Raw genomic sequence first — 26,342 nt, 5'->3', positions numbered from 1 at the left:
AACACCAGCTTCTCGCGCAGTTCGGCGTTCTCCCGTTCCAGCTCCCGGATCCGGGCTCGCTCCGGTCCGGAGACCGGCTGCTGGTCCTGGCTGTGCACGATCCGATGCCGGTTCACCCAGCTGCCCAGGGTGCCGGCGTTGATCCCGAACTCGCGGGCTACAGCCGCGACCGTGCGATCGCCCTCCAGCACCATGCGGATGGCTTCTTCCTTGAACTCAGGCGAGAACTGCCTGCGGCGCCTTGTCACGTACCTACCTCTTCCAGACTTCTGTCAGCTTATGCAGCCGACTGTCCGGAATCTGCTGGGCACCTCAGGGTCGATCCGGACAGTTGGGATTTGATGCCGCCAGAGTGGTACTGCGACAGGAACCGGGATGGATCGCGATGCCGGTGAAATAGACGTGGAGCTTTCGGGTGTCGCTCCCCGGCCGCGCCTTTGCGTCAGGTCCGCACCGCCTCGTGGGAGCGCCATCGGTGGAGCGCGTCGGCCAGGGCGACGAGCGCGGCGAGGGCCAGGCCCGCCCAGCAGTTCCAAAGCCACGTCGCCATGGCCAAGACCACCATGGCGAGGGCAGCCTGCTGGAGCAGACGCCGTCTGCGCCCAACGATCCAGGCCGCACGGTACCGCGCATGAGCCGGGGCGCCGGCCGATCGAGGAGGGTGGGGAGAAGGGGGGCTGACCATCGGACGACCTCCGAGCAGGGGGAGGGGGAGGGGTTTTCACGGTGCTGATTTCTGCAAGCGCTGGAGGAGCAGGCCAGGCCACCCCGTGCGTGTCCTGTGGCAGGTGCGGCTGATGGCCGGGGCAGGGGAGTGGAAGGTGATCCGGCGATGGGGGGGGGGGTCTTCGGCGAGGGTTCTACGTGGGCGAGTTGGCGTCGTCTGCGATCCGCAGGCTCTTGGTGCGGAGCGGAAGAGCGCCATCGGGTCAGGCGTCAAAGTTCCCAGCATGACAAGATCCTCGATCGCCCCTGAGCACGCGTGGGTCGCCCGCGCGGAGGGTCCGGTCACCGGTGAGCAGACCCGTGAGATCTCCCGCATCGGCACGGCGACGTTGCCTGCCCCCACGTGGATCACCGCCGAGGCAGGACCCTGTGGACTGGCCCCGGCACTGAATGCGTCGCCCTGCGATGAACGCCTACCGCAGGCGCGCCGTGGCCTGGCGTTTGATGATCACGCTCGGGTTCTTCGCCTTGGCGGCGCTGGCAGCCTGGCTGGATAGGCCACGAGGGTGGTCTGTCGCCGCCGCTGCGAGCCTGTGCGTGTGGTTCGCGTACTGGTTGGCCAGTAGTTCGGCGACGTATGCCGACCCGAAGCGGCTGCAGGAACTCAGCGCAGCGGCCAGGGCGCTTCCTGCCCTCGCCATGCTGGAGGGCAAGAAGGCGGCATCAGCGGCTGTCATGGACCTTGCGTTGCTGCTGGGTGCTCTTGGAGGGGGCGACGAGGGTGTAGGTGGTGTCCCGCTTCGGGGCGTCGGCGGCATCCAGCGGCAACGACCACACTCGTAGGTTGCCCGCGCGCGGTCATGCTGTCCGGCATCGCTGGCGATCCAGCCGGTGATCTGGGCGAACTCGCGAGCCGTTGCCGTACCCCGATCACGCCTCAGGACGCGCGGCAGGATATGTCGCGCGTGGGCATCTTGCCGTCGACCAGGTAGCTCGTGGCGGTGTTCCACGCGCAGGCGTTGTCGCCGAGGACGTAGGCGCCGTGGCCGCTGCCGTCGACGCTCACCAAGCGGGCGCGGTCGCCGAACCTCTCGCGGAGCATCTCAGCGCCGTGGTGGGGGGTGGGAATGTCGCGCTCGTTCTGGACGAGCAGGATGTTGGTCGGGCCCTCGTCGGTTATCTTGACCGGGGCCTCGGCCGGCTCGTGGGGCCAGTAGGCGCACGGCGTGATGTTCGCGGCGGCCGCGCCGTACAGCGGGTACCGTTCGCGGTCCTGGGCCACGGCGCGGCGATACGTCTTCACGTCCTCGGGCCAGTCGACGTCGTTGCAGGTCACGGCCAGGAACACCGTCCAGGTGTTGTCAAAGGGCGACGGGCCCGGCCGGCTGGGCTGGACTGCTGGCTGACCGCCGGTGAGCAGGGTCTGCCAGAGCTGCGCCGTCGGGGCGTACTGCGACTCCGTGTAGAGAGCGGCGAACGTGGCGGCCCGGAAGGTGCCGCCGTCGCCGCCCGGCGTCGGCTTCTTGTCGAGGTATTCGGCGATCTTGAAGTATGTCGCCCGCACCTCCTCCAGCGTGCGGCCCAGGCCGTAGCTGTCGTGCCGCCTCGCCGCCCACTTCGCGAAGGCAGGGAAGGTCTGCTCCATGCCCAGGGCGTAGCGGCGCATGTCGTCGGAGTCGAGGTGGGTGTCGCCGTAGTTGCTGTCGAGCAGGATCCGGTCGGAGCGCTCCGGGAACAGCGACGCGTAGGCGGCCCCCAGCGACGAGCCGTAGGAGTATCCGAGGAAGTTGGTCTTCTCTTCACCGAGCGCGGCGCGGATCCGGTCCAGGTCGCGAGCCGTGTTCGCCGTCGTCAAGTGGCGAAGGTAGCCTTTGCGGTCGTTCTTCGCGCACTGCTCTGCCACTCCCTTGACGACCTTCGCCTGCTTGACGACCGCCGCATCGTCGACCGCGTACGGCGGGACGTTGCCGAGGTACGGCCCGTTGGTGGTGAATCCGCAGCTCACCGGTGCCGAATGCCCGATCCCCCTGGTGTCCATGCCGATCAGGTCGTAGCTGTCCGTCACACTCGTGGGCAGCCCCCGTTTCACCAGGAACCCGGCGAACGCCAATCCGGGCCCGCCCGGACCACCCGGGTTGAGCAGCAGGACTCCACGCCGCTTGCCCGGATTCTTGCTGGCCAGCCGGGAGATCATAATGTCGATCTTGCCGCTCGCCGGATCGGCGTAGTCCACCGGCACCGGCACGGTGGCACAGTCCAACGTGGACGGTGCGGCCTCGGCGACGACCTCCTTCGGACACGCACCCCACTTCACCTGCGTCGTGGGCTTGGCCGTGGCGGGCGCCGCAGTCAACGCACTGGCGACGCCGATCACGGCCATCACCGCCAGATTTCGTGCCGCGCTGCGATGCATGGTCATGTAACTCCCCTCATCGTGCCGTTTGCGACACCGAGCTAACAGCGTGTCCTCGGGACACGGTCAAGAAGCGCCACGCGATCCGGCCACCGAGCGGTTCGAGACGTCACGCGCTTTGACTGTGTCCCTACGTCATGGTGTGGACTTGTGTCAGGGACGCGTGGTGGAAAGCCCGCAGCCTGAAGACGACGGGGGAGGCAGGCAATGGCGTGGAGCAATGAGCTGTGGTCCCGCCCTAGGTGGTAGGTGCCTGCGGGGGTTGTTCAGAGGGGATGGGGGTTGTCGGGGCGGTAGCTGGCTTTGATGTGGACGCGTTCGCCCTGGGGGCCGAGGATGCTGAGGAATTCCACGGGGTGTTCGTCGGCGTTGCCGAACCAGTGCGGGAGGTGGGTGTCGAATTCGGCGACTTCGCCTTCGGCGAGGATGAAGTCCTTGTCGCCGAGGACGACGCGTAGGCGGCCGCGTAGGACGTACAGCCAGTGGTAGCCCTCGTGTGAGCGGGGGTCGGGTTCGCGGCCGTCGGTCAGGCCGGCGGGCAGGATGTGCTTGAACGCCTGCAGCCCGCCGGGTTTGCGCGTCAGCGGCACGACGGTCATGCCGTTGTGGGTGAAGGGCTGCGGATAGATCCGGGGGTCGAGATCGGCCGGAGCGCCGATCAACTCGTCGACCGGCACCTGGTAGGCCCTGGCCAGGGGCAGCAGGAGTTCCAGGCCCGGTTTGCGCTGCCCGGATTCCAGTCGGGACAGGGTGCTGATCGGGATGCCGGTGGTCTCTGACAGGGCGGTCAGGGTGGCGCCGCGGCGACGGCGCAATTCGCGCAGCCGGGGGCCGACTGCGGCCAGCACGGCGTCGAAGTCGTCGCTCATTCGTTCACTATGCCTGCGTTTTGCATTTTCTGCAAAGAACTTTGCCCGATTGCCGATATGGGTGCACCTTGGCTTCGGAGGTGGTCACGATGACCCTGGATTCCCAGGTCAACAACGATGATCAGTACGACGTAGTGGTGGTCGGCGGAGGCCCGTCCGGGTTGAGCGCGGCGCTCATGCTCGGGCGCGCCCGAAGGTCGGTGCTGGTGATCGACAACGGCTCCCGTTGCGGGCGCCGGCTGTGGCGCCCCGGCCGGTGCCGCGTGCGGAGTTCCTGACCGCGCTCGGTCTTGCGCCCACCCCGCATCCGAGCGGGCTCGGCGCGTACATCGCCGCCGATGCGACCGGTCTTACTCCGGTTCCCGGCGTGTGGGTCGCAGGCAACCTCGTCGACTCGAACTCGCGTCTGCGAACAGATCATGGGCGACCGGCGTCACGGCCTGTGACCCCCCGCGGCGGGTACCACGCTCTGACCAACGGCTCTGGCACGCCGGGGGCCGGCACCGCGCGGATCCCCCCGGTCAGTCTCCTGGCCGCGGTGTACTTCGCACCCGATCGCCAGGCCGAGCGGCGAGCCGGCGTCGGCCGCCGTACCCCGGCAGCGAACCCACGCCGACGACAGCCGCCTGAGCGCACCCCACGCTGACCGTCACCAAGCAACCAACGAGAGGACTGAGCGCCATGGATGTCCAGTGCTGGGACGAGATGTACCGCAGCCACGACCAGGTATTCAGCGGCAACCCCAACGGAGTGCTCGTCGCCGAGGTCAACGACCTGCCACCGGGCCTAGCGCTCGACGTCGGATGCGGTGAAGGCGTCGACGCACTCTGGCTCGCCCGGCGCGGCTGGCAGGTCACCGCAGTCGATGTCTCCGAGACCGCCCTGCAACGTGCCGCCGCCGCTGACACCGACATCAAGGGCCGCGTGGCGTGGGCACGGGCCGACCTCACCACCACGCCGCCCCCCGCAGATGCCTTCGACCTGGTGTCCATCCATTACTTCCCGCTCCGTCGCCAGCCAGGCCACGCGGCGCTGCGCGGCCTTGTGGATGCTGTCGCCCCCGGCGGTACGCTGCTCTTCGCCACCCACGCCCTCTCGGATCTGGCCTCGCGCCAGGAGGACGGCTTCGACCCCGCCGACTACTACCAGCCGGACGACATCGCCCAACTCCTCGACCCCATCTGGGACGTCCTGATCAACGAGACCCGCCCCCGTATCGCGCCGGCCCCCGCCGGCACACACCACACTTACGACACCGTCCTGCGAGCACAACGTCTGTCGTGAGTCCCCCTCGCCTCACTCTTCGTCATCGAAGCAGTTTCATCACAGCAGAGGTCTCTTTGTCCCATCCCAATGCCCGGCTCACCCTCCACGGCAGACGGCTCCTGGTCGACCGCGTTCGTGCCGGCAGACCCGTCGCCCATGTCGCCGACGAAATGGGCATCTCCCGCGCCACCGCCCACAAAGTGGGTCCGCCGCTGGTGAGCCGCAGGCGACGCGGGGCTGTATGACCGCGCCAGCCGGCCGTTCCCAGGTGAGGGTCGAACACGCCGTCGAGGATCGTTGCCCTCACCCGCTCCGGGAACTGCTCCGCATACACCGCCCCCAGTTGGGTGCCGTAGCTCTGACCAAGGAACGTCAGTTTCTCGTCGCCGGGCGCAGCCCAGAGCACATCCATGTCACGGGCGGTCGTATTCGATTCCGGGCGTGCATGTAACGATCAGAAGAGCCGTGGCCATCAAAGCCGAGGCTCGCGGCGCCGAATCGTCGAGGGATTGGGCGACCTGCATGGTCGGTCATGCGCGGTCCTCCCTTGCTGGGAGTGGGGTGGCCGAGGCGCTCCTGCGATGAAGGATGCGAAGAGGTCCGACACGCATTCGCGCAGGGCCTCAGCGAGGGCCACGTCGGCCACGCTTACAGAACAGAATCGCCCTCGGGCACGAGGACGATGCCCCGGATCGAATCCGGCGCAGACACTCGCCAGGCGGACCGGTGACGTGCTCGCTCCGAACCGGCCGTACGAGCGATGTGTTGACCGTGTCCCGACAACATGGTTTCTCCTTTCAGACAACCCACGGGGGAACAAAGGAGAGGACATGACCGTCAACACCCCTGGCGAAACCGCGACAGGGGCGTCCGGCTGAAGGCGCCAGGGTGGTCGGAGATCCTGGCGGGAGGCGCCGCTTACGGGGCGTCCTTTCTCCTTGTGGCCGTCCTGCTGCCGCTCGTCAAAGACGCCGCCGTAGCAGGCGTCGTCCAACGATGGCCGCTGCGACGAGAGCTGGAAGGGCGTCGCGAGCCATCAACACCCGAATACAGCCCCGATCCGGGGCGACAGAAAGGCCGTCATGTCTGACACCGAACTGCGCAACATCGAGGCGCTCAACGCCCATGAGTCCGACCGCATCGCAGTGGTCACCGGCGCCAGCCGTGGCATCGGCGCGGCCATCGCCAGCCGTCTCGCCGCCGACGGATACACCGTCGCCGTTCACTACCGCCAGGACTCGGCCGCCGCAGCCGGCGTCGTCGGAAAGATCATCGCGGCCGGCGGCGCGGCGTTCTCCTTCGCCGCCGACCTGGCCGCACCCGACACCGGCACCGCGTTCTGGGCCGCCTACGATGCGGCTGCGGGCTCGCTGCGCGACGCTCCCGTGCGGGTGCTGGTGAACAACGCCGGGGTCGCCCTGCACGGCGCCATCGAGGAGTTCGATGCCGAGGACTTCGTCCGCCAGCAGCAGATCAACACCACCGCGCCGTTCCTGATCATCCAGGCTGCCATGCCTCGCCTGGCCGACGGCGGGCGCATCGTGAACATCTCCTCCGGCGCCACCCGCGTCGCCTTCCCCGACCTCATCGGCTACACCATGACAAAGGGCGCCATCGAGGCCCTCACCCTCCCCCTCGCCCAGCACCTCGGCCCCCGCGGCATCACTGTCAACGCCGTCGTCCCCGCCACCACCGACACCGACATGAACGCCTCCTGGTTGCGCGGCAACCCCCACCTCATCGCCGACATCGCCGCACAGAACGCCCTCGGCCGCATCGGCGAACCCGACGACGTCGCCGATGTCGTCGCCCTCCTCGCCTCCCATGACGCCCGGTGGGTCACGGGACAGGTCATCGACGCCACCGGCGGCTACCGCTTGTAGAAAGCGTCCCTCCGGTGCCAACACCGCAACCGCGTTGCTCGTCCCGCTCCTCATCACGCTCGTGGGGGCGTTACGAGAGCTGACAGGCGCGCACCCCGTCGACTTGTGTACCGATTGGATTAGAAGTACCTGCGGTCGGATTCTTACCTTCGGCGACGGCCGCCACGGCGAGATCGTGGGAGGGCGTCGCACGTCATCACCATCCGAGTACACAACCCCGATCCGGGGCGGCAGAGAGGGCAATCATGTCCGACACTGAACTGCGCGAACTTTTCCAGCGCTACATCGATGCGCTCAATGCTCATGAGTTTCACCGCATGACCGAGTTCATTCACGACGAGGTCATCAAGAACGGCCGGCGGGTCACGCGGGACGACGTGATCGCGGAGCTGGAGGGGCACGGCAATGCGGTACCCGACTTCACTTGGCGGGTCAAGGACGTCGCCATCGACGGTGATCGCGTGGCGGCCCGTCTGTTCAACAAGGGCACGCCCGCGAAGGAATGGTTCGGCGTGACCCCCACCGGGGCCACGATCGAGTATGCCGAGTACGCCTTCCACAAGGTCCGCGATGGGCGCTTCTATGAGATGAACTGTCTGATCGACGCCCAGGCGGTGCAGCGTCAGCTGGGCTCCTGACGTCCAGGGTCGGCCCTCGTCAGCATCTCCGGGAACGGTTCGCGCGCCACGCATGGTCGGGCGGGCCCGCGGGTTCCCGAAGGGTGGCGCCAGCCACGGCCCAGAGATGCAATTGCACGCGATCATGGCCGCGACTCGGGCCAAGGTCCTGATCGCGTTCGACGTCCCGGGCCGTTGATGAGGCTCGGGACGTCGGACGCGAGCGTGCCCGCCGCCAGTTCGGCTCCCGACGGCACCATGCTCGGACGTGTCTGCTGGCCCTGATATGCCGGGCGGGCGAGATGACCATGCACTCTGTGAGCACGGGAAGGAGACGACGTGGCCTGGAGTACACGCGAACTCGCGGAACTCGCCGGCACCACGGTAAACACCATTCGGCACTACCACCGGCTCGGCCTGCTCGACGAGCCCGAGCGCAGGTACAACGGATACAAAGAGTACGGGGTGCAGGATCTCGTGCGCCTTCTGCGCCTCCGACGGCTCGTCGAGCTCGGCATGCCGCTCTCGCAGATCGGAGAAGTCGGCACGGGCGGGGACAGCACCCCGGACGCACTGCGACAGCTCGACACCGAACTCGCGGCACGCATCGAGCGCCTGCAGAGAGCCCGGTCCGACATCGCGGCCATCCTGCGCGACAGCGCGCCGGCCGACGTGCCGGCGGGGTTCGAGTCCGTCGCGGCACGCCTGTCCGAGGCCGACAGCTCGATCATCCACATCTACACGCAGCTCTACGACGAGGATGCGATGACGGACCTGCGGCACATGGTGGAGGCCGACACCGATTCCATCGGCGACGACATCGACGCCCTGCCGCCCGACGCGGACGAGGAGACCCGGCAGCGCCTCGCCGAGAGGCTCGCGCCGATCCTCGCACAGAACCTCATCGACTACCCCTGGCTGAGCGATCCGGTGGCGCATCTGTCGAAGACTGAGCATGTCACGCAGCAGACGTTCATCGACGCGGTGATTGAGCTGTACAACACCGCCCAGCTCGATGTACTTCACCGCGCCAGCATCCTCGCGCACGAGCAACTGCGCATCGCGCGCGAGGCGAATGGCGACGACTGACCGTCGCCTCCCACGGGGTTTGACCACGTTCCAAGAACACGGTCTCTACTGGGGCTGAGTCGAAACAGATCGCGATATCCGCGACACGCAGCCTGAGGAGCCCCTGAGGTGCCCAGCGGATTCCGGACAGTCGGCTACATAAGCTGACAGAAGTCTGGAAGAGGTAGGTACGTGACAAGGCGCCGCAGGCAGTTCTCACCTGAGTTCAAGGACGAAGCCATTCGCATGGTGCTGGAGGGCGATCGCACGGTCGCGGCGGTAGCGCGCGAGTTCGACATCAACGCCAGCACCCTGGGCAGCTGGGTGAACCGGCACCGGATCACGAGCGCGCAGGACGAGCAGCAGCCGATCTCCGGGCCGCAGCGGGCGCGAATCCGGGAGCTGGAGCGGGAGAACGCCGAGCTGCGTGAGAAGTTGATCTTCCTGAAAAAAGCGGCCTTAGATTCAAAGAGTCAAGGCAACACATTGGGCCGGGGTTCGGTAGCCGAGGCACTTGCGGGGGCGGTTGTTCAGTCGGGCGGCCAGGGCGTCGAGGTCAGCTTGGCTGTACAGGCTCAGATCGATGCCTTTTGGTAGATATTGCCGGATCAGTTTGTTCGTGTTCTCGTTTGTGCCCCGCTGCCATGGGCTGCGCGGTGCCGCGAAGAAGACGTCGACGCCGGTCGCTTCGGTCAGTAGCTGGTGGCTGGCGAGTTCCATACCGCGGTCCCAGGTCAGAGTGCTGAGCAGGCGAGCATCCATCAGTGAGAACGCCTGCTGCAGGGCAGGGATGACCGTCGTGGTGTGACGGCTGGGTAGCGCGACCATGGTCAGGTAGCGGGACTTGCGGTCGACCAGCGTCGCGACCTGGCTGTTCTTGGCTCCGACGATGAGATCGCCTTCGAGGTGGCCGAGCTCGGTTCGGGCGTTGGCTGCGTCAGGCCGTTCCTCGATCGGCCGTGCCCCGGTGATCTGGGAACGCCACTGGCCCTTGACCGTGTTCTTCTTGTTTTTGCGGATGGGACGGCGCGTGCGCAGCTTGGTGCACAGCTCACGCGGGATCACTTTCCAGCGAGTCGTGTAGATCGCGCGGTAGATGCTTTCGTGGCTGATCCGCATGAGCGGGTTGCCGGCGTGCATCAGCCGCAGATGTCCCACGATCTGCTCCGGGGACCACTCGTTGTCGAGCAGTTCGATCACCAGCTGGCGCAGCACCGGGTTGTCCTGCAGGGCGGACGGTTTTGGGCGACGTGCCTGCTCTTGAGCGCGTTGCTCGGCGGCGACCGCACGGTACTTCACTCGGCCGCCGTTGCGGGCGACCTCACGGCTCACCGTGGATGCCGGGCGGCCGATCGACATGGCGATCGAACGTAGTGAGGCTCCAGCCTCGATGCCGCGAGAGATCGATTCCCGGTCCTCGGCGCTCAAACGGTCGGCCCGGCGCACCCGCTCGGCCGGCGCGATGCCGCCATGGTGCTTCAGCACCGTGAAAACCGACCCCGGGGGCTTGCCCAGTGCCCGGGAGATCACGCTGATGGAGTCACCGGCGCGCCACCGCCGCCACAAGTCTTCTTTCATCGCATCCGACATTCCCGGCCGACCCATCCGAGCCACGATCCACCCATCCACTAGCAGCGTTGCGTTGATCGTCTGAATCTAAGGCCGCCTTCTTCGCGGCCGAGAGTCGATGACGCTCGCCAAGTACGAGCTCATCGACGCGGAGAAGGCTCACCATGCGATCGCCAGGATGTGTACCTGGCTGGGCGTGTCCCGCTCGGGCTTCTACGAGTGGCGTGAGCGGCCGACCTCGGCCACCGCGCAACGCCGGACCCTGCTGGCCGCTTTGGTCGCCGAGATCTTCGCCGACTCACACGAGACCTACGGCTACCGGCGCGTCCACGCCGCCCTGCTGCGCCGCGGCGAGCACTGCTCGGCCGAGCTGGTCCGCGCCCTGATGCGCGAGCAAGGCCTCGTTCCGGCTCAAGCACGCGCTTTCCGGCCGGTCACCACCGCAGCAGGCGACTTTCGCGGCATCCCCGACCTGGTCGGCCGCGACTTCACCGCCACCCAGCCGGGCACCAAGCTGGTCGGCGACATCACCTACATCCCCACCTGGGAAGGCTTCCTCTACCTGGCCACCGTGATCGACTGCCACAGCAAGGCGGTCCTCGGCTGGGCCATGGCCGACCACTACCGCACCGAGCTGATCAAGGACGCGGTCCGGATGGCGGTCGGCACCGGCCTGATCGAACCCGATGCGGTCTTCCACTCCGACCGCGGCTCGAATTACACCTCTGAGGAGTTCGGCCGCTTCCTGACCGGTCTGCAGATCCGCCGCTCGGTCGGCCGCACCGGGGTCTGCTACGACAACGCGATGGCCGAGTCGTTCTTCGGCGCGCTCAAGAACGAATGGCTGCACCGCTTCGTCTTCACCACCCGGGTCAAGGCAAGACGGCAGGTCATCCGCTACATCGAAGGGTTCTATAACCGCCGGCGTCTGCACTCGGCGCTCGGCTACCGGCCGCCCCTGGAGGTACTCAACGAGTCCCTTTCAGCCCAACCAGCCGCATAGGCTATGCCCATAAGACGGCTGTCCGGAATCACCGTGGCCCCTCACCCCCGTGAATCCCATCGAGCCCCTTGTCCGTAACTTCCAAGATCTCGTGGCTCAGGTTCCCGACGTCGTCCAGCCCCTCATCGTCATGGTTGCCGGAGCGATCCCGTTCATCGAGGGTGAAGGAGCGTCGCCGATCGGCGTCCTGGGTGGGATCCATCCCATCGTCGCCGGCATCGCCGCGGCTTCAGGGAACTTCCTCTGCGTTCTCGCGGTCGTGCTGCTCAGCTCGCGGGTCCGCACCACCGCGGTGGCTCGTCGCGCGCGCCAGATCGAGACGCCCGCGGAGCCCAAGCCCGAGTCGAAGGGACGTCAGCGCTTCCGGAGGTACCTGGTCCGATTCGGCGTGCCCGGCGCGAGCATCCTCGGGCCCCTGGCAATCCCGACCCAATTCACCTCCGCCATGCTCATCGCGTCCGGCACGCCGCGAGGGTGGGTCCTGCTGTGGCAGGCGGTGGCGATCGTGCTGTGGACGACCGTGACCACGACGCTGATGTGGATCGCGGTCAACAGCGTCATCCTGGCCTGAACGCGCACACCGCAGTCCACCGAGAACGAGAAAGGAAAGAACGATGATTCAGCAACCGGAGGAGCCCCTGAGCAGTGCGGGCTCGGAAACCCCCGGTGAAGCGGCAACGCCCGGCGTCCCCACGCTTGCGGAAGATCTCCTGCTTCTGCTGTTCCAGCCGAACTCCGGTCTGCGGCAGGGCACGGGAACGATCGCCGGGGAGAACACACTCTTCTACGTCCTCGCAGGCGCGGTGCTCGCGGACCTCGGTCTCGGCGAACACGTCCGCACCGGAACCGGAAAGGTCGGCACCACCACGGTCGAGGCCGTGGCGGAGAACCCGCCAGAGGATCACATCCTCCGCTCCGCGTGGGAGTACGTCGCCGACAAGCCCCGCGGCGTCCAGACGGTGCTCGCCGCCATCGGCCCGACCTTGCGCGGACCGCTTCTGGACAGACTCGTCGAACGCGGCGACATCCGCCGCAGCACGCGCAAAGTGCTGGGCCTTTTCGATACGAGCGTGCTCGAGGACGGCGGCAGCGGCCGTCGCGACGGCCTGCTCGCCGACATTCGGGCGGTGCTCGTCGACGGCGCGGATGCATCGCCCCGTGCCGCCGCCCTCGCGGCCCTCGTCTACGGCAGCGGGACGCTGCCGCAGTTCGATCCGGAGATCCCCTGGACCTCTCCCGTGATCACCCGCGCCGAGGAACTCAAGAAGGGCAACTGGGGCGCCGGCGCTGCCGCGGCGGCTGTGGCGCGCACCGTCACCGCGACCATCGTCAACAATGTCATCATCGCTGCGGCCGTGCTGCCGCGCGGCTAGAAGTGGACATGCGCTCCACGCTCGCGTCCGATGCCGGCGTCTGATGCAGCGTGGAGCCGCGCACCACAGCGAGCCACGCCAACTGTTCTCGGACGAGTCGGTCGATGCCGTACGCCGGACCCTCGAGGCACGCCCCAACGCCGCACTCGACGAGGAGCTCCGTGACCTTCCGGGGATGCCGAGACACCATGCGGCGGGTCCTCGCCGAGCAGATCGCCCCGTTCATCGAAGGCTCGGCCACCGGTAACTCGGTCACGTTGAACCCGCTCCCAGTCGTAGCGGGTGGCTGTCGCTCTCGATCGGCGGCCAGGTCACCTCAGTCACGCGCCTGGCGCGGTGTGGAGTTCCCGGGCTTCAGTGAACGTTCGCCTGGATGGCCTTGGCGATCGGCGTCGGGCCCTGATTGAGTTCGAGGATCTGCCGGCGGATCCGGGGTTCGTGGAGCAGTTCTGCCAGGGTGGCGGCGACATCTTCGCGTGAGATCTCGTCGTGCGGCTGCGCCGGACCGAGGGCGATCGCTCCGATTCCGGTGCGATCGACGAGCATGGATGGCCGGAGGATCAGCCAGTCGAGGTCACTCTCGCTGACGGTAACGTCGATAAGCTTCTTCACCGCGAAATAGAACTCCGCGTCGCCGTCGAGGTCCTGGCCACGCCCGGCCTCGGGGAGCACGGACACCAACACGAAGCGATTCACGCCGGCGCGCCGCGTCGCTTCAAGAGCTTTCACCACGCCCTCGCCGTCGATGGCGGATGTGACCTCCTTGGCACCCCCGTTCGATCCGGCGGTGTACACGACGGCGTCGATTCCGTTAAGCATGGACGCCAGGGAGTCGGCGGTCATATCCGCGAGCTCACCGACGCGTGCATCGACGCCCCGCGCCGAGAGATTGGCTCTCTGCTCGTCGTGACGTACCAGGCCGGAGACATCGTCGCCTCGACCGGTCAGATTCCGCGCAAGAAGCCCTCCAACGGCACCGCTGACTCCGATGATGAATACCTTCATGAGTACTCCCGTCTTTGGCGCCGTTCTGATCGGCTGAGATGAGGACGCGCGGCGGTGGTCGGGGCGTCTCAGCCTTCCTGCGGGGTCGCGCAGGTACCGCGGAGGACGTTCTGCAGCAGCAGCCGCGGGTGTGTACCGGCTGTTCCGGACGGGATCGTTGCCACGAAACCGATGCTGATCGTGTCGTGGGCCTTTCTCGGCTTCTGTGGGCGGGGCTCCATGGAGCTCGTGCGGGTGCTCGAGTCCTTGCCTGTGGTGGGTTCGCCGGGCGCAGCTGTAGTCATGGACATTCCCTGTAGTGGCTCGGCGCACGCTCCGTCGAACGTTCACCTGTCTGGTCCGGTCGCTGCCGTGTCGTCATGCTCGCACCTGTGGCGCTGCCTTCGCGTCGGTAGAAGCCCCTTAGGTCGTCGTCGCTCTCACCATCGTGCCGCGAGGTAGGTGCGCGCACGTCAGTCTCGGTGCGGACCCGACCAGCGGTGGGGCGGGCACGCGCACCGGTCAGGGAAGGTTCAATTCCTTGAGCTGACGGCGGGAGGTAATGCCCAGCTTGCGGAAGATGTTGCGCAGATGGGCTTCGATCGTGCGCGGGCTCAGGAACAGCTGTGCGCCGACCTCCCGGGAGGTCGCCCCGGTGGCCACCAACCGTGCGATGTGCAGCTCGTGGGCGGTGAGCGCGTCGGCCGGCTGGGCGGTCCGTTTGCGCGGGTGCTCGCCGGTGGCACGCAGCTCGCGTTCGCCGCGCGCCGCGAACGCCTCCGCGCCCATGTCCGACAGAAGCTCGTGGGCGGTGCGGAGTTGTTCGCGGGCTGCCTGGCGGCGGCCTTCGCGGCGTAACCACTCGCCGTAGACGAGGTGGGTACGGGCGAGGTGGCTGACCATCCGGCACTCGCGGAGCCGCTCGATCGCCTCGCGATAGTGGTCCTCAGTGGCAGGCCCCGTGCTGGTCAGCGCTCGAGAGCGCGCCGCCAGCCCGAGCGCCCACTGGGTGCCGCTGGCGCGGGCTCGCGAGCTGAGCAGCTCCAGCGCGGCTGCCGCGCGGTCGGGCTGACCGGCGCGGGAGGCCGCCTCGATGAGCTCAGGGAGGGCCAGGTTGCTGTGCGGAAGCTCGTCGGAATCGCACGCCCGCGCCGCAGCGTCTTGTGCTGCTGGGTAGTTGCCCAGACCGTTGTGGAGCACTGCCAGTGCATACTGGGCCAGGGAGGCCTCGGTGCCCGCCCCACGCGCGCTCGCCTCCTGAACACTGGCGGTGTAGAGCTCGGTGGTCTCGGCTCGGCGGCCGCGCCACGCAGCCAGTATGAGCCGGGCGTGGCGCAGTGGCACGGCCCCGGTTGCTCGCGTGATCGCGGTCTCCTCGGCGGCCAGCTCGGTGGCGTGGGCGAGCTCGCCGGTGAACACCAGCGTGGCGGACAGGAGGATGAGTGCGGCGGGGAGCGTGGCCAGCGCACCCGCCTCTCGAGCGAGCCGGACGTTGCGGCTGGCAAGCACGTAGACGAGCTCGTCGTCGAAAAGTGCCACCGCGGTGCGGCTGGCGAGCCACAGCCAGCGGCGGCTGTCGCTGCTGTCCACAGCCTCGGCGTGTGGCCCCCGGCCGCGGAACGCCTCCAGCGCCCGGCGCAGCCCGGGCACGCCGGCCTCGTACCCGTGCGTGAACGTCGTCACCAGCCCGTCGAGCAACAGATCTGCGGGCCCTGGCCACCCGGCCGGTGCGGGTGCCGCCTGGGCGGCTTCGGCTACCTCCAGCACGCCGCGGCCGTGGCCGAGGCCGCCGAGGATGATCGCTGCGTCGAGCGCGTGCAGGTAGGTCTCCCGGGACAGCGCGGCGTCCAGCGGCGCGAGCGTCTTGGCGGCATCCAGCAGCATCCCCGGCACCTCGCTGCCGCGCGTCAGGTGGAACGCGATCTGGGCGCGCAGCAACTGGGGGCGAGCACGCTGGAGAGCGTCCAGCGGCCCGGCCTCTGCGACCGTCAGCAGTTCTCGCGCGGCTTCGGACGCACCGGCCTCATGCTTGGCGTGCGCGGCTTCGAGTGCCCGCCTCGCACGGGGGACGGGATCGGGCGTCAGCTCAGCCGCCTGCTGCAGGAACGCGGCCGACGCGGCGAATCCCCCGCGGGCGCGCGCGCGGGCCGCCGAACGCTCCAGCTCCGCGGCGGCCTCCTCGTCGGTGCCCAGCACCGCTCGCGCACGGTGCCAGGCCCGCCGGTCGGGGTCGATCTGCGGGTCCGTACCGGCGGCCAGCGCGCCGTGCGCGCGGCGACGGTTCGGCGGTGCGGCCGCCTGGTACACAGCCGATCGCGCCAGCGGATGGCGAAACCGCACCCGGGTGTCGATCTCCAGCAACCCGGCGGTCTCCGCGGGTGCGGCTGCCTCGCGGGTGATCCCCAGTTCTGCGGCTGCGCGCCACAGCAACGCCACGTCGCCGGTCGGCTCGGCCGCGGCGACCAGGAGCAGCAGCTGCGTCTCGTCCGGCAGGGTGCCCGAGCGGCGCTGGAAGCTGTCCTCGACTCGGCGCGGGACGTCCGGCACGTCGGGTAACTCGAACCCGCCGGCCAGCTGTGCCGGCCGCACGCTGAGGGACAGTTCCAGCAGCGCCAGAGGATTGCCGCGCGCTTCGGCGACGATGCGGTCGCGCACGTCGTCATCCAGCGGTGTCCGGACTGCGGTGGTCAGCAGCGCCCGCGCATCGGTCTCGCCGAGTCCGTCGAGGCGCATCTCGGGCAGCCCGACGAACGAGTGAGCGTCACTCTCGCTGGAGTCGCGCACCGCGAATACCAGCGCCAACCGCTCGGCCCCCACCCGCCGTGCCACGAACGCCAGAACCTGCGCGGACGCCTGGTCCAGCCAGTGCGCATCGTCGACGAGGCACAGCAACGGGCCCTCCTCGGCGACCTCGGCGAGGAGGTTGAGGGTAGCCAGCCCGACCAGGAACCGGTCCGGTGCGGCACCGCCTTGTCTCCCGAACGCCACGCCGAGGGCGGTCTGCTGCGGGTCGGGCAGCGCATCCAAGCGGTCGAGCAGGGGCGCACACAGCTGGTGCAAGCCCGCGAACGCGAACTCCGTCTCCGACTCCACTCCGATCGAGGACTCCACTCGAAACCCCGATAGGCCCGCAGTGTCACGGGCGTGCTCGAGCAGCGCAGTCTTCCCGATACCGGCTTCCCCGCGCACCACGAGGGTCCCGCTGCGCCTGGCCCGTGCCAGGGAGAGGATTTTCTCGACCGCTTCGCGCTCAGAGCGCCGGCCCAAGAGATCCGTCAGTTTCCGCTCCCGTCAGTCCGGACGCCCCCGTCCGTCCCGGAGTAGATAGTCGTCATACGCAATTATCCCTTACAGGACCCACTGTCGTCCCGACCCGAAGCGCTCCGGCCGGACCCGGCCCTCCGTGCTCGCCGGATGTCGCGTGCCGAGGCGGTCCCAACCGGCGCCGGGGGTGTCGGACATGAGTCTTCCCTTTCTGCAGACCCGGGTCGGGCGGTATCTCGTCGTGAGGCTCACCCCGCGGAGGGCGTCTCGTGAGGGAGAACGCGGGCCTGGTGGCTTCTGCTCCGACCGGCCACGGGCTCAGCTCCGCGATCCTCGCACGCAGCTCGGCCTCTTCCTCTGGCGAGCGACGCTCCTCGTCCATGCAGTTGATCGCGAAGTTGGCGTCGAGAAGCGTCGACCACACCCCGTCAGACCCGCGGTCGCAGAAGGCAGCCATCTGCTTGAAAGAGCGTTGGAATCCCACGTAGATGGCCAGGCGCTGCTCGGTCGCGTCCGCGCGTGGGTCGAGTGCTCCGTCGAACACCATCGCTCGGACGTTCTCAGGGAACTGCTCCGCACAAACGCCTCCCAGCCGCGTGCCGTAGCTCACGCCGAGAAAGGTCAGCTTCTCGTCACCAAGAGGGGCGCGCAGCACATCCATGTCACGGGCAACATCCCGCATCCCCACGGCCGCCAGGACCTTCTCACCGCCGGCCCCCTCCGCGCACTTCTCGACGAGGGTCGCGGTGTCCTCCGTCGTCCATGCCCCGACGTGCCCAACAGAGTAGTCTTCGCCTCGCTGGCGTCACGCTCCGCATCAGAAAAGCATCGAACAGCCGGCATCGAAGCGCCGACTCCGCGCGGATCGCACCCGACCAGATCAAATCGCTCCAGCAGGGGTGAGCCGGCCAGGTTGGGGCTGAGGGCGGCCGCGATCAGCGTGCCGGAAGCGCCAGGGCCTCCGGGGTTAATCACGAGAGATCCGACCCGCTGCTCCAGAGAGCACTGAGCGGGTGCGCGCAGAACAGCGATCCGCATGCGTGTTGAGCAATTGTCCGATCGCTGGTCGGGTTCGCGCGGCCAGCAACCGTTCGCCTCGCGGCATGGTGACGACTGGCGGAGACATAAGGGCCTTCCACCGACGCGAACGTGCCGCCACAGGTGCGAGCGTAACAACACGGCAAAGACCGGACGCAGGCGCGTCCGGAGGCCGACCGTCCCTACACGATCGAGAGACCTCGAAGGAGTATCTCGTGCTTCCTCATCGCGAACAGCGAGCGCTCTGGCACGGCACGCCCTTCGGCTTCCGCGCCCGAGGAGGAGAGGAGAGACCGTGACGTGGAGCACGCGTGAGCTTGCGGACCTGGCGGGCACGACGGTGAACACTGTGCGGCACTACCATGCGCTCGGACTGCTCGATGAGCCCCAGCGCAGATACAACGGGTACAAGCGATACCAGGTACGCCATCTGGTCTGCCTGCTGCGAGTACGGCGGCTTGCCGAGCTGGGCGTACCGCTCTCGCAGGTCGCTGCGGTCTGCGGGGACGGCGCCGACCCAACGGATGCGCTGCGAGGCCTCGATGCGGAGTTGCGGGCGGACATCGAACGCCTCCGGCGAGCCCGATCCGACATCGCGGCGATCCTGCGTGACAGCGCGCCCGTCGACACGCCCCAGGGGTTCGAGCCCATCGCGTCGCGACTCTCCGAGGCCGACCGCTCGCTCCTTCACATCTGCACACGCCTCTACGACCAGGATGCGATATCGGAACTGCTGATCATGGTGGCCGCGGAGCCCGGCGCCGTCAGCGAGGAGTTCAACGCGCTGGCGCCCGACGCGGACGACGCCACGCGACAGCGCATCGCGGAGCAAATCGCAAGCGAACAGGTGAACTGGCGCTCCGCCGACCGCCCCTGGCTCAGCGATCCGGCCAGACACCTGTGCAACAGCGAGCATGTCACCCGGCAAACGCTCACCGAAGCGCTGATCGAGCTATACAACCCCGCCCAACGCGAGGTGCTTCACCGCGCCGGTGTTGCCGCAGACGAGCCGTTGCGCGCCCACACGAGGTGAACGACCTAGACGACAACTGACTTGGGCTACTCCTGCAGCGGTCCGCACCGTGCGTCGCCCAGCGCTCACGACGAACCCAAGGAAGAGGGAGCGAACACGTCCCGGATGCGGCGCTCCCGTCGCCAGCCGCCCGGTACAGAATCAATGCCTGGTCTTGGAACTCTCGGCTTGACCGCGTGGTGGGAACACAGTGTGACATAAGGCCAAGAACACCATGTCGCAGATCGGATACATCACCGTCGGGACTGCGAACAGCACCCGGTCGAGGTCAACACCGCACTGCGCTCCTTCCTTGCGCGTTCTCAGCCATGGCCTCGGCACCCCTTAGCAAGAATGGACGCACACGATGTCACTGAACTCCGAAGTCGCCCTCAAAGGACATATCACCTTGGTGGCGCGGGCTGGACGCCCCCGAGGGATCAGGCGCGGATCGCACTGGGCCCTCGCCGATGCCGGCGCGGACGTCGTGGTCACCGACGTTGGCGTGGCGCGCACCGACCTCGAGGTCGAGGGGCTCGGTGATGGCCTTGCGGAACTCGAAGAGTCCGCCCAGCTCGTCCGTGAGGGTGGTCGGCGGTCTCTTGCGCTCGGCCTCGATGTCACAGACGCGAGGCTGCCGCGAAGGTCCTCGAGCGAGTTCGCGACGAACTCGAAACCGTGGACGTTCTGATCAACAAAGCAGGAACCGGCATCGGGCCGTTCCTGGAACTCTCCGACAGGGACCTCGCCATCTCCTGGTAGGTCAACGTCGTCGGTCAGGTCCGTATGGCTCGTGCAGTCTTGCCGGGGATGATCGAGGTCGCGTCGACCCTGGGCCTTGCCGCATTCGGCGGATGCGGGGCTACGTCTTGGCCAAGCATGCCATCGTCGGGCCGGCCCCGCCTGCTTGCGCACGCGTTCGGCTCGAAAGGCATCCGCACCAACGCCGTCGCACCCGGATACATCTCCTCCGACCTGGGCGAGGCAGAGCTCAGGCGCACAGCGTCGGCAGCGACGAAGAGCGCGCTGGCTGCAATGCTCGCGGAGATCCCCACTCGGAAGGGTCGGCCACCCTCAAGACGTCGGCTCGGCTGTGGCCTGGCTCGCGGGCGAGGGTGCGGGCTTTGTCAATGGAGCGAGCTTGCCGGTGTCCGGAGGACAACCGGGCGGATTGAGCTGGTTGCTCGGGCGCGCAACCAGATCACTTACGGAGGAGACAACCCGTGCCAAGGAGCTCGAGCAAGGTAACTGGGGAGCCGGAGCCGCCGAAGCGGTCGCGCGCACCGTCACCGCAACCATCGTCAACATCGGGTCGGTCTCGCGACGATTGTCCAAGGATGACATCCAGCCTGATTCCGGATCCGCCGCCGAGAATCACCCAACGCCTCGACACGGCGCATCGACAAGTTCAGCAGGGACGGGGATTCGAGTGAGCAGTTACGCAGTGACGGGATCGGCATCGGGGATCGGCGCCGCGGTGACCGGGCGACTCCGTGCCGCCGGACACTCCGTGATCGAGGTGGATCTGCACGACGCCGACATCCTCGCCGACCTCGGGACACCGGAAGGCCGCTCGGCAGCGGCCGCCGGAGTGCTCGAGCGGTCCGGCGGAGTACTCGACGGCGCGGTCCTCGCCGCCGGGATCGGCCCCTCACCCGGTCCCGACCGCCCACGGAAGATCGCGCAGATCAACCAGCTGGGCACGGTCGAGCTGCTGACCGCCCTGCGGCCGGCGCTTTCGGCGAGCGGCGATGCCCGGGCCGTGGTGTTCGGCAGCAATTCGGCGAGCGTCACCCCTGGAGTGCCCCGGCGGGTGATCCGCGCCCTGCGCGCCGGTGAGATCGATCGAGCGGTGCGGACGCTGCGACTGTTCGGGCCGGTCGCCCCGAACATCGCCTACGCGGCGTCGAAGATCGCGGTGACCGACTGGGCACGCCGGGCGGCCGTGACTCCAGCGTGGGCCGGTGCCGGGATTCGGCTCAACGTGCTCGCCCCAGGACCGGTGCGGACCCCCTTGCTCAACGAGGAGCTCGCGAACCCGGCCGCGGCCAGAGCGTTCCGCGCATTCCCCATCCCGGTCGGTGGAGTGGGTGACCCCGGACACCTCGCCGACTGGGTGATGATGATGCTCTCGCCCGCGGCCGCGTTCCTGTGTGGCAGCGTCATCGTCGTCGACGGTGGCTCCGAGGCGTGGCTCCGCGCCGGCGAGTGGCCACGGCCCGTCGCCCTCTGGCAGGTGCCCCGCTATCTGTGGCGTTATCGAGCCTTCTCCCGGTCCTCGTCCACCCGATCACCCTGAACCGCCGAGCGGGCTTCTTCGCCCGGTCCTTCCGTTAGCCCGCCGTCCCCTGACCCGGATCGCCACCACCGCGACCGACGGCCTACCAACGCAGTGAGTGTTCGAAAGCTCCGCCACCGGAACCGCTTCGGCTCCTTCCCCGGGAGGTCTGGCGACGTGGTCGCGCCGGGTGATCGGTCACGTCGCGACCACGTCGACCACGAATGGCGGAGAATCCGGCTCGGCTGTGCTCCGGTCGCTCCCGGGCCGGTGCGGGCCGGCTCCCGCTCAGGTCGGCCCGACGACGCTCAACGCGACGTATGGGCGCCCAACGCCACGAACGCGCCCGCATCTGGAGCGAACGCGGACACGGCTGGGGCCGACCAGCCCCAACGGCATGACACTCGAAAGCGAACGGTCGCCGCGCTAGGCCTCAGCGATGGCACGTCCCTGGTCGTCGAGCTTGGCCGCCAGGCCGAAAGTCGCGTAGATGTTGAGGTCCTGGAAGACCGAGTTCCGGGTGATGCCCTCGTCGGTGACGGTGAAGATCTGGAGCGTGTGCAGGTCGTATCCGTCGCCGACGTGCTGGTAGGCGGCGAATCCGGGCTGGCCGCCGTTGGCCGCGACCTCCTTGAGGAGCCAGTCCTTCCCAGCCGCCCCGAAGACCCATTCCATGAACAGGCCGTAGTTGCTGCGGCCGGAGAACCAGTTGAGCATCGGCGGCATCTCCATGATCACGTCCTCGGTGAGCAGCCGCTTGAGGCCCTCGACGTCGGCCAGTTCGAATGCCTTCATGTAGCGTTCGACCCAGGCGCGCTGCTCGGCCGCGGACGGTTCGCTGACCCGTTCCTGCCGGACCCCGACCTCCTTGACGCGGGTACGGGCCCGCTGCAGGGAACTGTTCACCGACACGACGGTGGTGCCGAGGATTTCCGCCGTTTCGGACGCGGAGAAGCTGAGCACGTCACGCAGGATCAGCGCACCGCGCTGACGCGCCGACAGGTGCTGCAGGGCGGCGGCGAACGCCAAGCGCAGGCTGCTGCGGTCGATCACGGCCCCAGCCGGATCGCCCGCCTCCAGCAGCGAGTCCGGCAAGGGTTGGAGCCAGGCGGCGTGCTCTCCCTGGACGAGCGGCCCAAGCGGATCCGACGCGGCCACCAGCCCTGACGGCAGCGGTCGGCGACCATGGACCTCCAGGGCGGTCAGGCAGACGTTGGTTGCGATCCGGTAGAGCCAGGTGCGCAGTGAGCTGCGGGTATCGTCGTACTGCTCCCGCGCCCGCCACGCCCTCAGGTACGTGTCCTGGACCAAGTCCTCGGCCTCGTGAGCCGAGCCGAGCATCCGGTAGCAGTACGCCGTCAGCTCCGTCCGGAACGGCTCGATCCGACGATCGAAGCCTTCCTTCCCCGTCATCACGCCACGCTCCATCTCCACTGCCGCCGCAGCCACCATATCTGGCGACTGCAGTGAGCATCCGCTATGGGCGGATAGATCACCCCGCGCGGTCATCAACGGCCTGGCCATGGTATACATCCCAGATGTTGGATAAACAGTGTGGTTCCTGAACGCCGCTCGTAGGGAGGGGCGTCGGTACGAAAAGTCACGCCAAGGGGGCGGGAACAAGGTCCTTGGCGTGCCTTTTCGTTCGGATGCGTCTCCTGGGTCGTCCGGGTTGCTGTGGTGCAAGGTCCGAGGCGCCCATGCGAGGGCATCTGGCCCTCGGGGAGTGAAGTTCTTACAGCTCAGAGCGATGCAGGGCTTTCGGTCCGATATTCGTCATGGCCCTGCACATGTCACTGCTGGTTACAGGGAAGGGCTCACTGCGCAGGCGCCAGCACCGGGCTGTTGTGATAGGCGGCAATCAGCCACTGGCCGTCCCGCTTCTCGAAGACCCACGTCGCGTTCACCTTACGCACGTCGTCTGGGACCTCGGTCTCGCCGGGGAACAGGATGGCGGATTCGCTGATGACGATCGCGCCGTCCCTGCCGACGAAGCGGATGCTGAGCCGCTTGTTGTAGGTCGAGCTGCCCTTGAGCGGCCCTTCGAAGGCCAGGGCCATGTTCTGACGGACCACGTCACGGCTGTCGCGGAACGAGCCGGTCATGATGGCGGTCGCGTCCGCGGTGTAGTTGGCGACCATGCCGTCGGCGTCGCCAGCCTCCCACGCCTTGTAGGAGTCAACCAGTACGGCCTGGATGGCGGCCTCGTCTGCCGCACGACTGTTCGACATTGGATTCTCCCTTGTGATCGGTTCGCCCGGAGTACCCCGGCGAGCTCGTGAGTACATACCGGCGGTGGGGTCGAAACTCATCGCGGCGGATGAGAATCCGTCTCTACGTCTTCGAAGGCGGCCTGGCGGGCGCCGTTCCGCCGGGCGTGCTGCTCCGCGCGGCCCGCGATCTGCTGCCCAACCCCGAGCACTCCATCACCTCGATCGCCAAACTGCTCGGCGTCGGCGTCGGCACCCTCTACAACCACATCCCCGACCTCCAAGAACTGCGCGCTGCACGCCAGCAAGCGATCGAGAGCCAGCCCCGTACGTCCTGACCAGCTCGCATGCGCCCCTCTGGTCTGGTTATGTCACTCGTGGTGGCACTCGCACCCGCCAAGATCAATCTCACCGACAATGGCTGTACTGCTGTTCCTCAACCCCGGCTCAGCGGCGCGATCGCGGCGACGGCGGTGACCATCACCACCCGACGTATCCGTGTATCGGTCGGGGCATCGTCCTGCGCGTGGTCGTCGATGGTCAGATCCGCTTCCCGGCTTCCCGTCGCTTGATCGCGCGGCCGACGAAGGGCTTCGCGATCAGCGCCGCGACGAGGAGGCCGAGCGCTACATGTTGTAGGGCCCCATTGTGGGTGAAGAACCCCGTGATGCTCTCAGGAAGCGTCGTGAAGAGGCCGAAGTCGAAGTAGTACAGCCCGATGTAGGCGAGGAAGACGGTCGCGGACAGGAGGATGACCGCGGTGAGCACCAGGTCGAGGGTCTTCATAGTCCCTCCACGATCGCGTCCGTCGCCTGCCCGGGGTAGTGACGTGGTGTCACATCGTCCGGTGACACCCCGCCACTGCACGCGTGGCGGACGGTGGGATGCGATGGGGGCATGACATCCCAGTCGGCCCCTATCGAGAACCCCGCACACGTACCGTTCTGGCGACGACCCTTCCGGGTGATCCGCGAGAACATGCGCGCCTATCTCGTCGTCAACGCGGCCGCCTACGGCCTCGCCATCATCGGGTTCGTGATCGGACTCGTCTTCCCCGACCTCAGCGCGGCACGGTCTGCGTCCCTGGAGGAGGACGGCACCGGCGAGCTGGTGCGCTGGCTGGTGAACACCCCGCCGCTGTTCGCGCTCACGATCCTCGGAGTCAACCTCTTCCGGCTCAGCGCGCTGACCATCGTGCTTCCGTCACTCATCGTGCCCTTCGCGGGGCTCGCGTTCTTCGGCTACTGGTCGGTCGAGACCGGCATCACGCTCGTTCCGGCATCCCCCCAGGGATGGGTGGCGCTCATTCCTCACTCGCTGACCCTCGTCATCGAGTTCCAGGCGTACGTGCTTCTTCTGCTCGGTGCGTACCTCCTGGGCAGGCACTGGCTGTTCCCCCGCACCGTCGGCGCGAAGAACCGACGCCAGGGCTATGTCCGAGGCCTGCAGCGGATCGGCCTGCTGGCGCTGCCGGCACTCGCGCTGCTCATCGTCGGCGCGGTGTGGGAGGCGTACTCACTGCGGTACTTCGTGTACCCGCTCAGTCAACTGCTGCTGTGATCCCACCGGCAGACCGGGTGCTCACAGGCCGCCCGGGCACGCCGGTGGTCCTCAGAGGAGTTGTCGGTGGTTCCCTCAGAGGAACTCATCCCGACGAAAAGCCCTGGCGGGAAGGCGCATCCTCGAGCACCGGCCGCCTCAGGACTCGTCGGTTCCCTGGCACGGGCGATCGCCGCGGCGCGGGAGTTCACGCCGAGCTTGACGAGGATGGCGGAGACGTTGTTCCGCACGGTCTTGTCGCTCAGCACGAGACGGGCGGCGATCTGCGCGTTCGTGAGTCCGGTGGCGACCAGATCGAGCACCTCGTGCTCGCGCGCGGAGAGCTGCGGGAAGGGCGAGCCGGCGGGCGCGGTGCGCTGCCGGGAGAAGTAGCGCTCCATCCGCTCGGCGAGTTCGGCTCCGAGGGCTGTGCGAGGCCCAGGCTACGAGGACTTCTCACGGCGGCCTTCGCCCAGATGTACGGGCAACTGGACCCGGCCTGGCTGAGCGAGCGTATCCCCGGCGCGGTCGTGGAAATCGCTCCCGCGACTACGCACTACCCCCATCTGGCCGATCCCGCCTGGTTCGTCAGGCTGCTGACGGCATTCGCCGACCGGAGTCACATATAGGACTGGTCGGTACTGAATAGTTCTGTACCGATTGGTAAACTCGTGTGATGAGTGGTTCCCGAAGCACAGTGATGGGCCGGCCCCGGGGTTTCGACATCGAGGAGGCGCTCGAGCGCGCCATGCGGGTGTTCTGGGAGCAGGGGTACGAGGGCTCCAGTCTCACCGGTCTGACCGCCGCCATGGGAATTACCAAGACCAGCATGTACGCGGCCTTCGGCAACAAGGAACAATTGTTCCGTAAGGTTCTGCAGCGGTACACGGACGGCCCGGCCGGTTACTTCGAGGATGCCTTGGCGCAACCGACCGCGCGGGCGGCGGCCGAGGCGCTGCTGCGCGGATCGGTCCGCACGTCGACCCTTCCCGAGGGCTTCGCGGGGTGCCTGACCATCCAGGCCGCGCTGCCGGCGTGTGACGAGAACCGTCCGGTGCACGACGCGCTCGTCCAGTTTCGCAACGATGCCGTCGGGCGGCTCGAGCAGCGGTTCGGTCGTGCCGTCGAGGAGGGCGACCTGCCGGGCGACGCGGACCCGAGGCGGCTGGCCCGTTACGTCATGGCGCTGGCGTTCGGTATCCCCGTACACGCCGCCAACGGCCTCGGCCGCGCCGAGCTCGACGAGATCGTCGACCAGGCGATGCTTTTCTGGCCAGGAGTCTCCTGACC

26 protein-coding genes and 5 pseudogenes are annotated in these 26,342 nt (G+C 67.8%); 18 read left to right on the top strand and 13 right to left on the bottom strand.

Features of this window, described 5'->3' with window-relative positions:
• Window positions 1-23: 23 nt before the first annotated feature.
• The 4 genes and pseudogenes from J2853_RS47865 to J2853_RS13240 all read right to left on the bottom strand — a co-directional run.
• Window positions 24-248: pseudogene (locus J2853_RS47865) on the bottom strand (transposase); the annotation flags it as partial.
• A gap of 891 nt (window positions 249-1,139) precedes the next feature.
• Window positions 1,140-1,403 carry a hypothetical protein gene (locus tag J2853_RS13250; RefSeq protein WP_307557758.1) on the bottom strand — a complete coding sequence of 88 codons (264 nt, stop codon included), beginning with the start codon at window positions 1,401-1,403 and terminating at the stop codon, window positions 1,140-1,142.
• Between the two features lie 200 nt (window positions 1,404-1,603).
• Window positions 1,604-3,085, bottom strand: coding sequence for an alpha/beta hydrolase (locus J2853_RS13245; RefSeq protein WP_307557756.1), 1,482 nt, complete (start codon window positions 3,083-3,085; stop codon window positions 1,604-1,606).
• Window positions 3,086-3,345: 260 nt separating this feature from the next.
• On the bottom strand, window positions 3,346-3,948 hold the full coding sequence (locus J2853_RS13240; RefSeq protein WP_307557754.1) for a helix-turn-helix domain-containing protein: 603 nt from the start codon (window positions 3,946-3,948) through the stop codon (window positions 3,346-3,348).
• An 89-nt stretch (window positions 3,949-4,037) separates the two neighbouring features.
• On the opposite strand from J2853_RS13240, the gene J2853_RS13235 reads away from it, so the two are divergent.
• The 3 genes and pseudogenes from J2853_RS13235 to J2853_RS13225 all read left to right on the top strand — a co-directional run.
• Window positions 4,038-4,226 (top strand): FAD-dependent oxidoreductase, encoded by a 189-nt coding sequence (locus J2853_RS13235; RefSeq protein ID WP_307557752.1) that lies wholly within the window; start codon window positions 4,038-4,040, stop codon window positions 4,224-4,226.
• A 403-nt stretch (window positions 4,227-4,629) separates the two neighbouring features.
• Window positions 4,630-5,232: a class I SAM-dependent methyltransferase gene (locus J2853_RS13230; RefSeq protein ID WP_307557750.1), complete on the top strand. Its 603-nt coding sequence runs from the start codon at window positions 4,630-4,632 to the stop codon at window positions 5,230-5,232.
• Between the two features lie 56 nt (window positions 5,233-5,288).
• Window positions 5,289-5,496: pseudogene (locus J2853_RS13225) on the top strand (helix-turn-helix domain-containing protein); the annotation flags it as partial.
• Here J2853_RS13225 and J2853_RS13220 read toward each other — a convergent pair.
• Window positions 5,477-5,635: pseudogene (locus J2853_RS13220) on the bottom strand (alpha/beta fold hydrolase); the annotation flags it as partial. The pseudogenes J2853_RS13225 and J2853_RS13220 overlap by 20 nt on opposite strands.
• Before the next feature lie 661 nt (window positions 5,636-6,296).
• Here J2853_RS13220 and J2853_RS13215 point away from each other — a divergent pair.
• From J2853_RS13215 to J2853_RS47860, 4 genes and pseudogenes are all read left to right on the top strand, one after another.
• Complete coding sequence (locus J2853_RS13215; RefSeq protein WP_307557748.1) at window positions 6,297-7,097, top strand: SDR family oxidoreductase; 801 nt, start codon at window positions 6,297-6,299, stop codon at window positions 7,095-7,097.
• 245 nt (window positions 7,098-7,342) lie between these two features.
• The gene (locus J2853_RS13210) at window positions 7,343-7,735 is read left to right on the top strand and encodes an ester cyclase (RefSeq protein WP_307557746.1); all 393 of its coding nucleotides are present in this window, start codon (window positions 7,343-7,345) and stop codon (window positions 7,733-7,735) included.
• Window positions 7,736-8,053: 318 nt separating this feature from the next.
• Window positions 8,054-8,803 carry a helix-turn-helix domain-containing protein gene (locus J2853_RS13205; RefSeq protein WP_307557744.1) on the top strand — a complete coding sequence of 250 codons (750 nt, stop codon included), beginning with the start codon at window positions 8,054-8,056 and terminating at the stop codon, window positions 8,801-8,803.
• A 171-nt stretch (window positions 8,804-8,974) separates the two neighbouring features.
• Window positions 8,975-9,205, top strand: a pseudogene (locus J2853_RS47860) (transposase); the annotation flags it as partial.
• Window positions 9,206-9,247: 42 nt separating this feature from the next.
• Here the strand turns inward: J2853_RS47860 and J2853_RS13200 are convergent.
• Window positions 9,248-10,372 carry an IS30 family transposase gene (locus J2853_RS13200; RefSeq protein WP_307557742.1) on the bottom strand — a complete coding sequence of 375 codons (1,125 nt, stop codon included), beginning with the start codon at window positions 10,370-10,372 and terminating at the stop codon, window positions 9,248-9,250.
• Between the two features lie 97 nt (window positions 10,373-10,469).
• Here J2853_RS13200 and J2853_RS13195 point away from each other — a divergent pair, with 97 nt between their 5' ends.
• Genes J2853_RS13195 through J2853_RS13185 form a run of 3 tightly spaced genes read left to right on the top strand, consistent with a single transcriptional unit; the run spans window position 10,470 to window position 12,727 of the window.
• Window positions 10,470-11,354 (top strand): IS3 family transposase, encoded by an 885-nt coding sequence (locus tag J2853_RS13195; RefSeq protein ID WP_307557739.1) that lies wholly within the window; start codon window positions 10,470-10,472, stop codon window positions 11,352-11,354.
• Between the two features lie 49 nt (window positions 11,355-11,403).
• Window positions 11,404-11,925 (top strand): hypothetical protein, encoded by a 522-nt coding sequence (locus J2853_RS13190; protein WP_307557738.1) that lies wholly within the window; start codon window positions 11,404-11,406, stop codon window positions 11,923-11,925.
• 43 nt (window positions 11,926-11,968) lie between these two features.
• The gene (locus J2853_RS13185; protein ID WP_307557736.1) at window positions 11,969-12,727 is read left to right on the top strand and encodes a GOLPH3/VPS74 family protein; all 759 of its coding nucleotides are present in this window, start codon (window positions 11,969-11,971) and stop codon (window positions 12,725-12,727) included.
• Window positions 12,728-13,081: 354 nt separating this feature from the next.
• Here the strand turns inward: J2853_RS13185 and J2853_RS13180 are convergent, their stop codons facing one another.
• From J2853_RS13180 to J2853_RS13170, 3 genes are all read right to left on the bottom strand, one after another.
• The gene (locus J2853_RS13180; RefSeq protein WP_307557734.1) at window positions 13,082-13,732 is read right to left on the bottom strand and encodes an NAD(P)H-binding protein; all 651 of its coding nucleotides are present in this window, start codon (window positions 13,730-13,732) and stop codon (window positions 13,082-13,084) included.
• A gap of 501 nt (window positions 13,733-14,233) precedes the next feature.
• Window positions 14,234-16,978, bottom strand: coding sequence for an ATP-binding protein (locus J2853_RS13175; RefSeq protein ID WP_307557731.1), 2,745 nt, complete (start codon window positions 16,976-16,978; stop codon window positions 14,234-14,236).
• Window positions 16,979-17,042: 64 nt separating this feature from the next.
• Entirely contained in the window at window positions 17,043-17,657 is a 615-nt protein-coding gene (locus tag J2853_RS13170; RefSeq protein ID WP_307568666.1) for an alpha/beta fold hydrolase, read from the bottom strand.
• 651 nt (window positions 17,658-18,308) lie between these two features.
• Between J2853_RS13170 and J2853_RS13165 the strand changes: the two genes are divergently transcribed.
• The 4 genes and pseudogenes from J2853_RS13165 (at window position 18,309) to J2853_RS13155 (ending at window position 21,324) form a co-directional block, all read left to right on the top strand.
• Entirely contained in the window at window positions 18,309-19,046 is a 738-nt protein-coding gene (locus J2853_RS13165; protein WP_307557729.1) for a MerR family transcriptional regulator, read from the top strand.
• Window positions 19,047-19,392: 346 nt separating this feature from the next.
• A complete protein-coding gene (locus J2853_RS13160) occupies window positions 19,393-19,716 on the top strand; it encodes an SDR family oxidoreductase (RefSeq protein ID WP_307557727.1) in 324 nt (107 codons plus the stop codon).
• A gap of 147 nt (window positions 19,717-19,863) precedes the next feature.
• Window positions 19,864-20,172, top strand: a pseudogene (locus J2853_RS47855) (hypothetical protein); the annotation flags it as partial.
• Window positions 20,173-20,454: 282 nt separating this feature from the next.
• A complete protein-coding gene (locus J2853_RS13155) occupies window positions 20,455-21,324 on the top strand; it encodes an SDR family oxidoreductase (protein ID WP_307557726.1) in 870 nt (289 codons plus the stop codon).
• A gap of 405 nt (window positions 21,325-21,729) precedes the next feature.
• Here J2853_RS13155 and J2853_RS13150 read toward each other — a convergent pair whose 3' ends face one another.
• Window positions 21,730-22,755, bottom strand: a complete 1,026-nt coding sequence (locus J2853_RS13150) for a sigma-70 family RNA polymerase sigma factor (RefSeq protein ID WP_307557724.1) — start codon at window positions 22,753-22,755, stop codon at window positions 21,730-21,732.
• Window positions 22,756-23,120: 365 nt separating this feature from the next.
• Window positions 23,121-23,534, bottom strand: coding sequence for an SgcJ/EcaC family oxidoreductase (locus J2853_RS13145; protein ID WP_307557722.1), 414 nt, complete (start codon window positions 23,532-23,534; stop codon window positions 23,121-23,123).
• A gap of 89 nt (window positions 23,535-23,623) precedes the next feature.
• Here J2853_RS13145 and J2853_RS13140 point away from each other — a divergent pair, with 89 nt between their 5' ends.
• Window positions 23,624-23,851 (top strand): helix-turn-helix domain-containing protein, encoded by a 228-nt coding sequence (locus J2853_RS13140; protein WP_307557720.1) that lies wholly within the window; start codon window positions 23,624-23,626, stop codon window positions 23,849-23,851.
• A 202-nt stretch (window positions 23,852-24,053) separates the two neighbouring features.
• Here the strand turns inward: J2853_RS13140 and J2853_RS13135 are convergent, their stop codons facing one another.
• On the bottom strand, window positions 24,054-24,299 hold the full coding sequence (locus J2853_RS13135; protein ID WP_307557718.1) for a hypothetical protein: 246 nt from the start codon (window positions 24,297-24,299) through the stop codon (window positions 24,054-24,056).
• 111 nt (window positions 24,300-24,410) lie between these two features.
• Here J2853_RS13135 and J2853_RS13130 point away from each other — a divergent pair, with 111 nt between their 5' ends.
• The gene (locus tag J2853_RS13130; RefSeq protein ID WP_307557717.1) at window positions 24,411-25,073 is read left to right on the top strand and encodes a stage II sporulation protein M; all 663 of its coding nucleotides are present in this window, start codon (window positions 24,411-24,413) and stop codon (window positions 25,071-25,073) included.
• Here the strand turns inward: J2853_RS13130 and J2853_RS13125 are convergent.
• Complete coding sequence (locus J2853_RS13125) at window positions 25,058-25,453, bottom strand: response regulator transcription factor (RefSeq protein WP_307557715.1); 396 nt, start codon at window positions 25,451-25,453, stop codon at window positions 25,058-25,060. The genes J2853_RS13130 and J2853_RS13125 overlap by 16 nt on opposite strands.
• 75 nt (window positions 25,454-25,528) lie before the next feature.
• Here J2853_RS13125 and J2853_RS13120 point away from each other — a divergent pair, with 75 nt between their 5' ends.
• Both J2853_RS13120 and J2853_RS13115 read left to right on the top strand, forming a co-directional pair.
• Window positions 25,529-25,681 (top strand): hypothetical protein, encoded by a 153-nt coding sequence (locus J2853_RS13120; protein ID WP_307557714.1) that lies wholly within the window; start codon window positions 25,529-25,531, stop codon window positions 25,679-25,681.
• A 47-nt stretch (window positions 25,682-25,728) separates the two neighbouring features.
• Window positions 25,729-26,340: a TetR/AcrR family transcriptional regulator gene (locus J2853_RS13115; protein ID WP_307557713.1), complete on the top strand. Its 612-nt coding sequence runs from the start codon at window positions 25,729-25,731 to the stop codon at window positions 26,338-26,340.
• Window positions 26,341-26,342: the final 2 nt, after the last annotated feature.

The sequence above is a fragment of the Streptosporangium lutulentum genome (genome assembly GCF_030811455.1).
Classification (GTDB): Bacteria; Actinomycetota; Actinomycetes; order Streptosporangiales; family Streptosporangiaceae; genus Streptosporangium; species Streptosporangium lutulentum.
The sequence above is the reverse complement of the archived record's forward strand: the minus strand, read 5'-3'. Positions and strand labels throughout refer to the sequence as shown.

Coding starts and splice junctions, on each gene's coding strand:
- J2853_RS13250 (WP_307557758.1), bottom strand. CDS start 1,403: ATGACAGCCGCTGATGCCGCCTTCTTGCCCTCCAGCATGGCGAGGGCA.
- J2853_RS13245 (WP_307557756.1), bottom strand. CDS start 3,085: ATGACCATGCATCGCAGCGCGGCACGAAATCTGGCGGTGATGGCCGTG.
- J2853_RS13240 (WP_307557754.1), bottom strand. CDS start 3,948: ATGAGCGACGACTTCGACGCCGTGCTGGCCGCAGTCGGCCCCCGGCTG.
- J2853_RS13235 (WP_307557752.1), top strand. CDS start 4,038: ATGACCCTGGATTCCCAGGTCAACAACGATGATCAGTACGACGTAGTG.
- J2853_RS13230 (WP_307557750.1), top strand. CDS start 4,630: ATGGATGTCCAGTGCTGGGACGAGATGTACCGCAGCCACGACCAGGTA.
- J2853_RS13215 (WP_307557748.1), top strand. CDS start 6,297: ATGTCTGACACCGAACTGCGCAACATCGAGGCGCTCAACGCCCATGAG.
- J2853_RS13210 (WP_307557746.1), top strand. CDS start 7,343: ATGTCCGACACTGAACTGCGCGAACTTTTCCAGCGCTACATCGATGCG.
- J2853_RS13200 (WP_307557742.1), bottom strand. CDS start 10,372: ATGTCGGATGCGATGAAAGAAGACTTGTGGCGGCGGTGGCGCGCCGGT.
- J2853_RS13195 (WP_307557739.1), top strand. CDS start 10,470: ATGACGCTCGCCAAGTACGAGCTCATCGACGCGGAGAAGGCTCACCAT.
- J2853_RS13185 (WP_307557736.1), top strand. CDS start 11,969: ATGATTCAGCAACCGGAGGAGCCCCTGAGCAGTGCGGGCTCGGAAACC.
- J2853_RS13180 (WP_307557734.1), bottom strand. CDS start 13,732: ATGAAGGTATTCATCATCGGAGTCAGCGGTGCCGTTGGAGGGCTTCTT.
- J2853_RS13170 (WP_307568666.1), bottom strand. CDS start 17,657: ATGCGGGATGTTGCCCGTGACATGGATGTGCTGCGCGCCCCTCTTGGT.
- J2853_RS13160 (WP_307557727.1), top strand. CDS start 19,393: ATGTCACTGAACTCCGAAGTCGCCCTCAAAGGACATATCACCTTGGTG.
- J2853_RS13150 (WP_307557724.1), bottom strand. CDS start 22,755: ATGGTGGCTGCGGCGGCAGTGGAGATGGAGCGTGGCGTGATGACGGGG.
- J2853_RS13145 (WP_307557722.1), bottom strand. CDS start 23,534: ATGTCGAACAGTCGTGCGGCAGACGAGGCCGCCATCCAGGCCGTACTG.
- J2853_RS13140 (WP_307557720.1), top strand. CDS start 23,624: ATGAGAATCCGTCTCTACGTCTTCGAAGGCGGCCTGGCGGGCGCCGTT.
- J2853_RS13135 (WP_307557718.1), bottom strand. CDS start 24,299: ATGAAGACCCTCGACCTGGTGCTCACCGCGGTCATCCTCCTGTCCGCG.
- J2853_RS13130 (WP_307557717.1), top strand. CDS start 24,411: ATGACATCCCAGTCGGCCCCTATCGAGAACCCCGCACACGTACCGTTC.
- J2853_RS13125 (WP_307557715.1), bottom strand. CDS start 25,453: ATGGAGCGCTACTTCTCCCGGCAGCGCACCGCGCCCGCCGGCTCGCCC.
- J2853_RS13120 (WP_307557714.1), top strand. CDS start 25,529: ATGTACGGGCAACTGGACCCGGCCTGGCTGAGCGAGCGTATCCCCGGC.
- J2853_RS13115 (WP_307557713.1), top strand. CDS start 25,729: ATGAGTGGTTCCCGAAGCACAGTGATGGGCCGGCCCCGGGGTTTCGAC.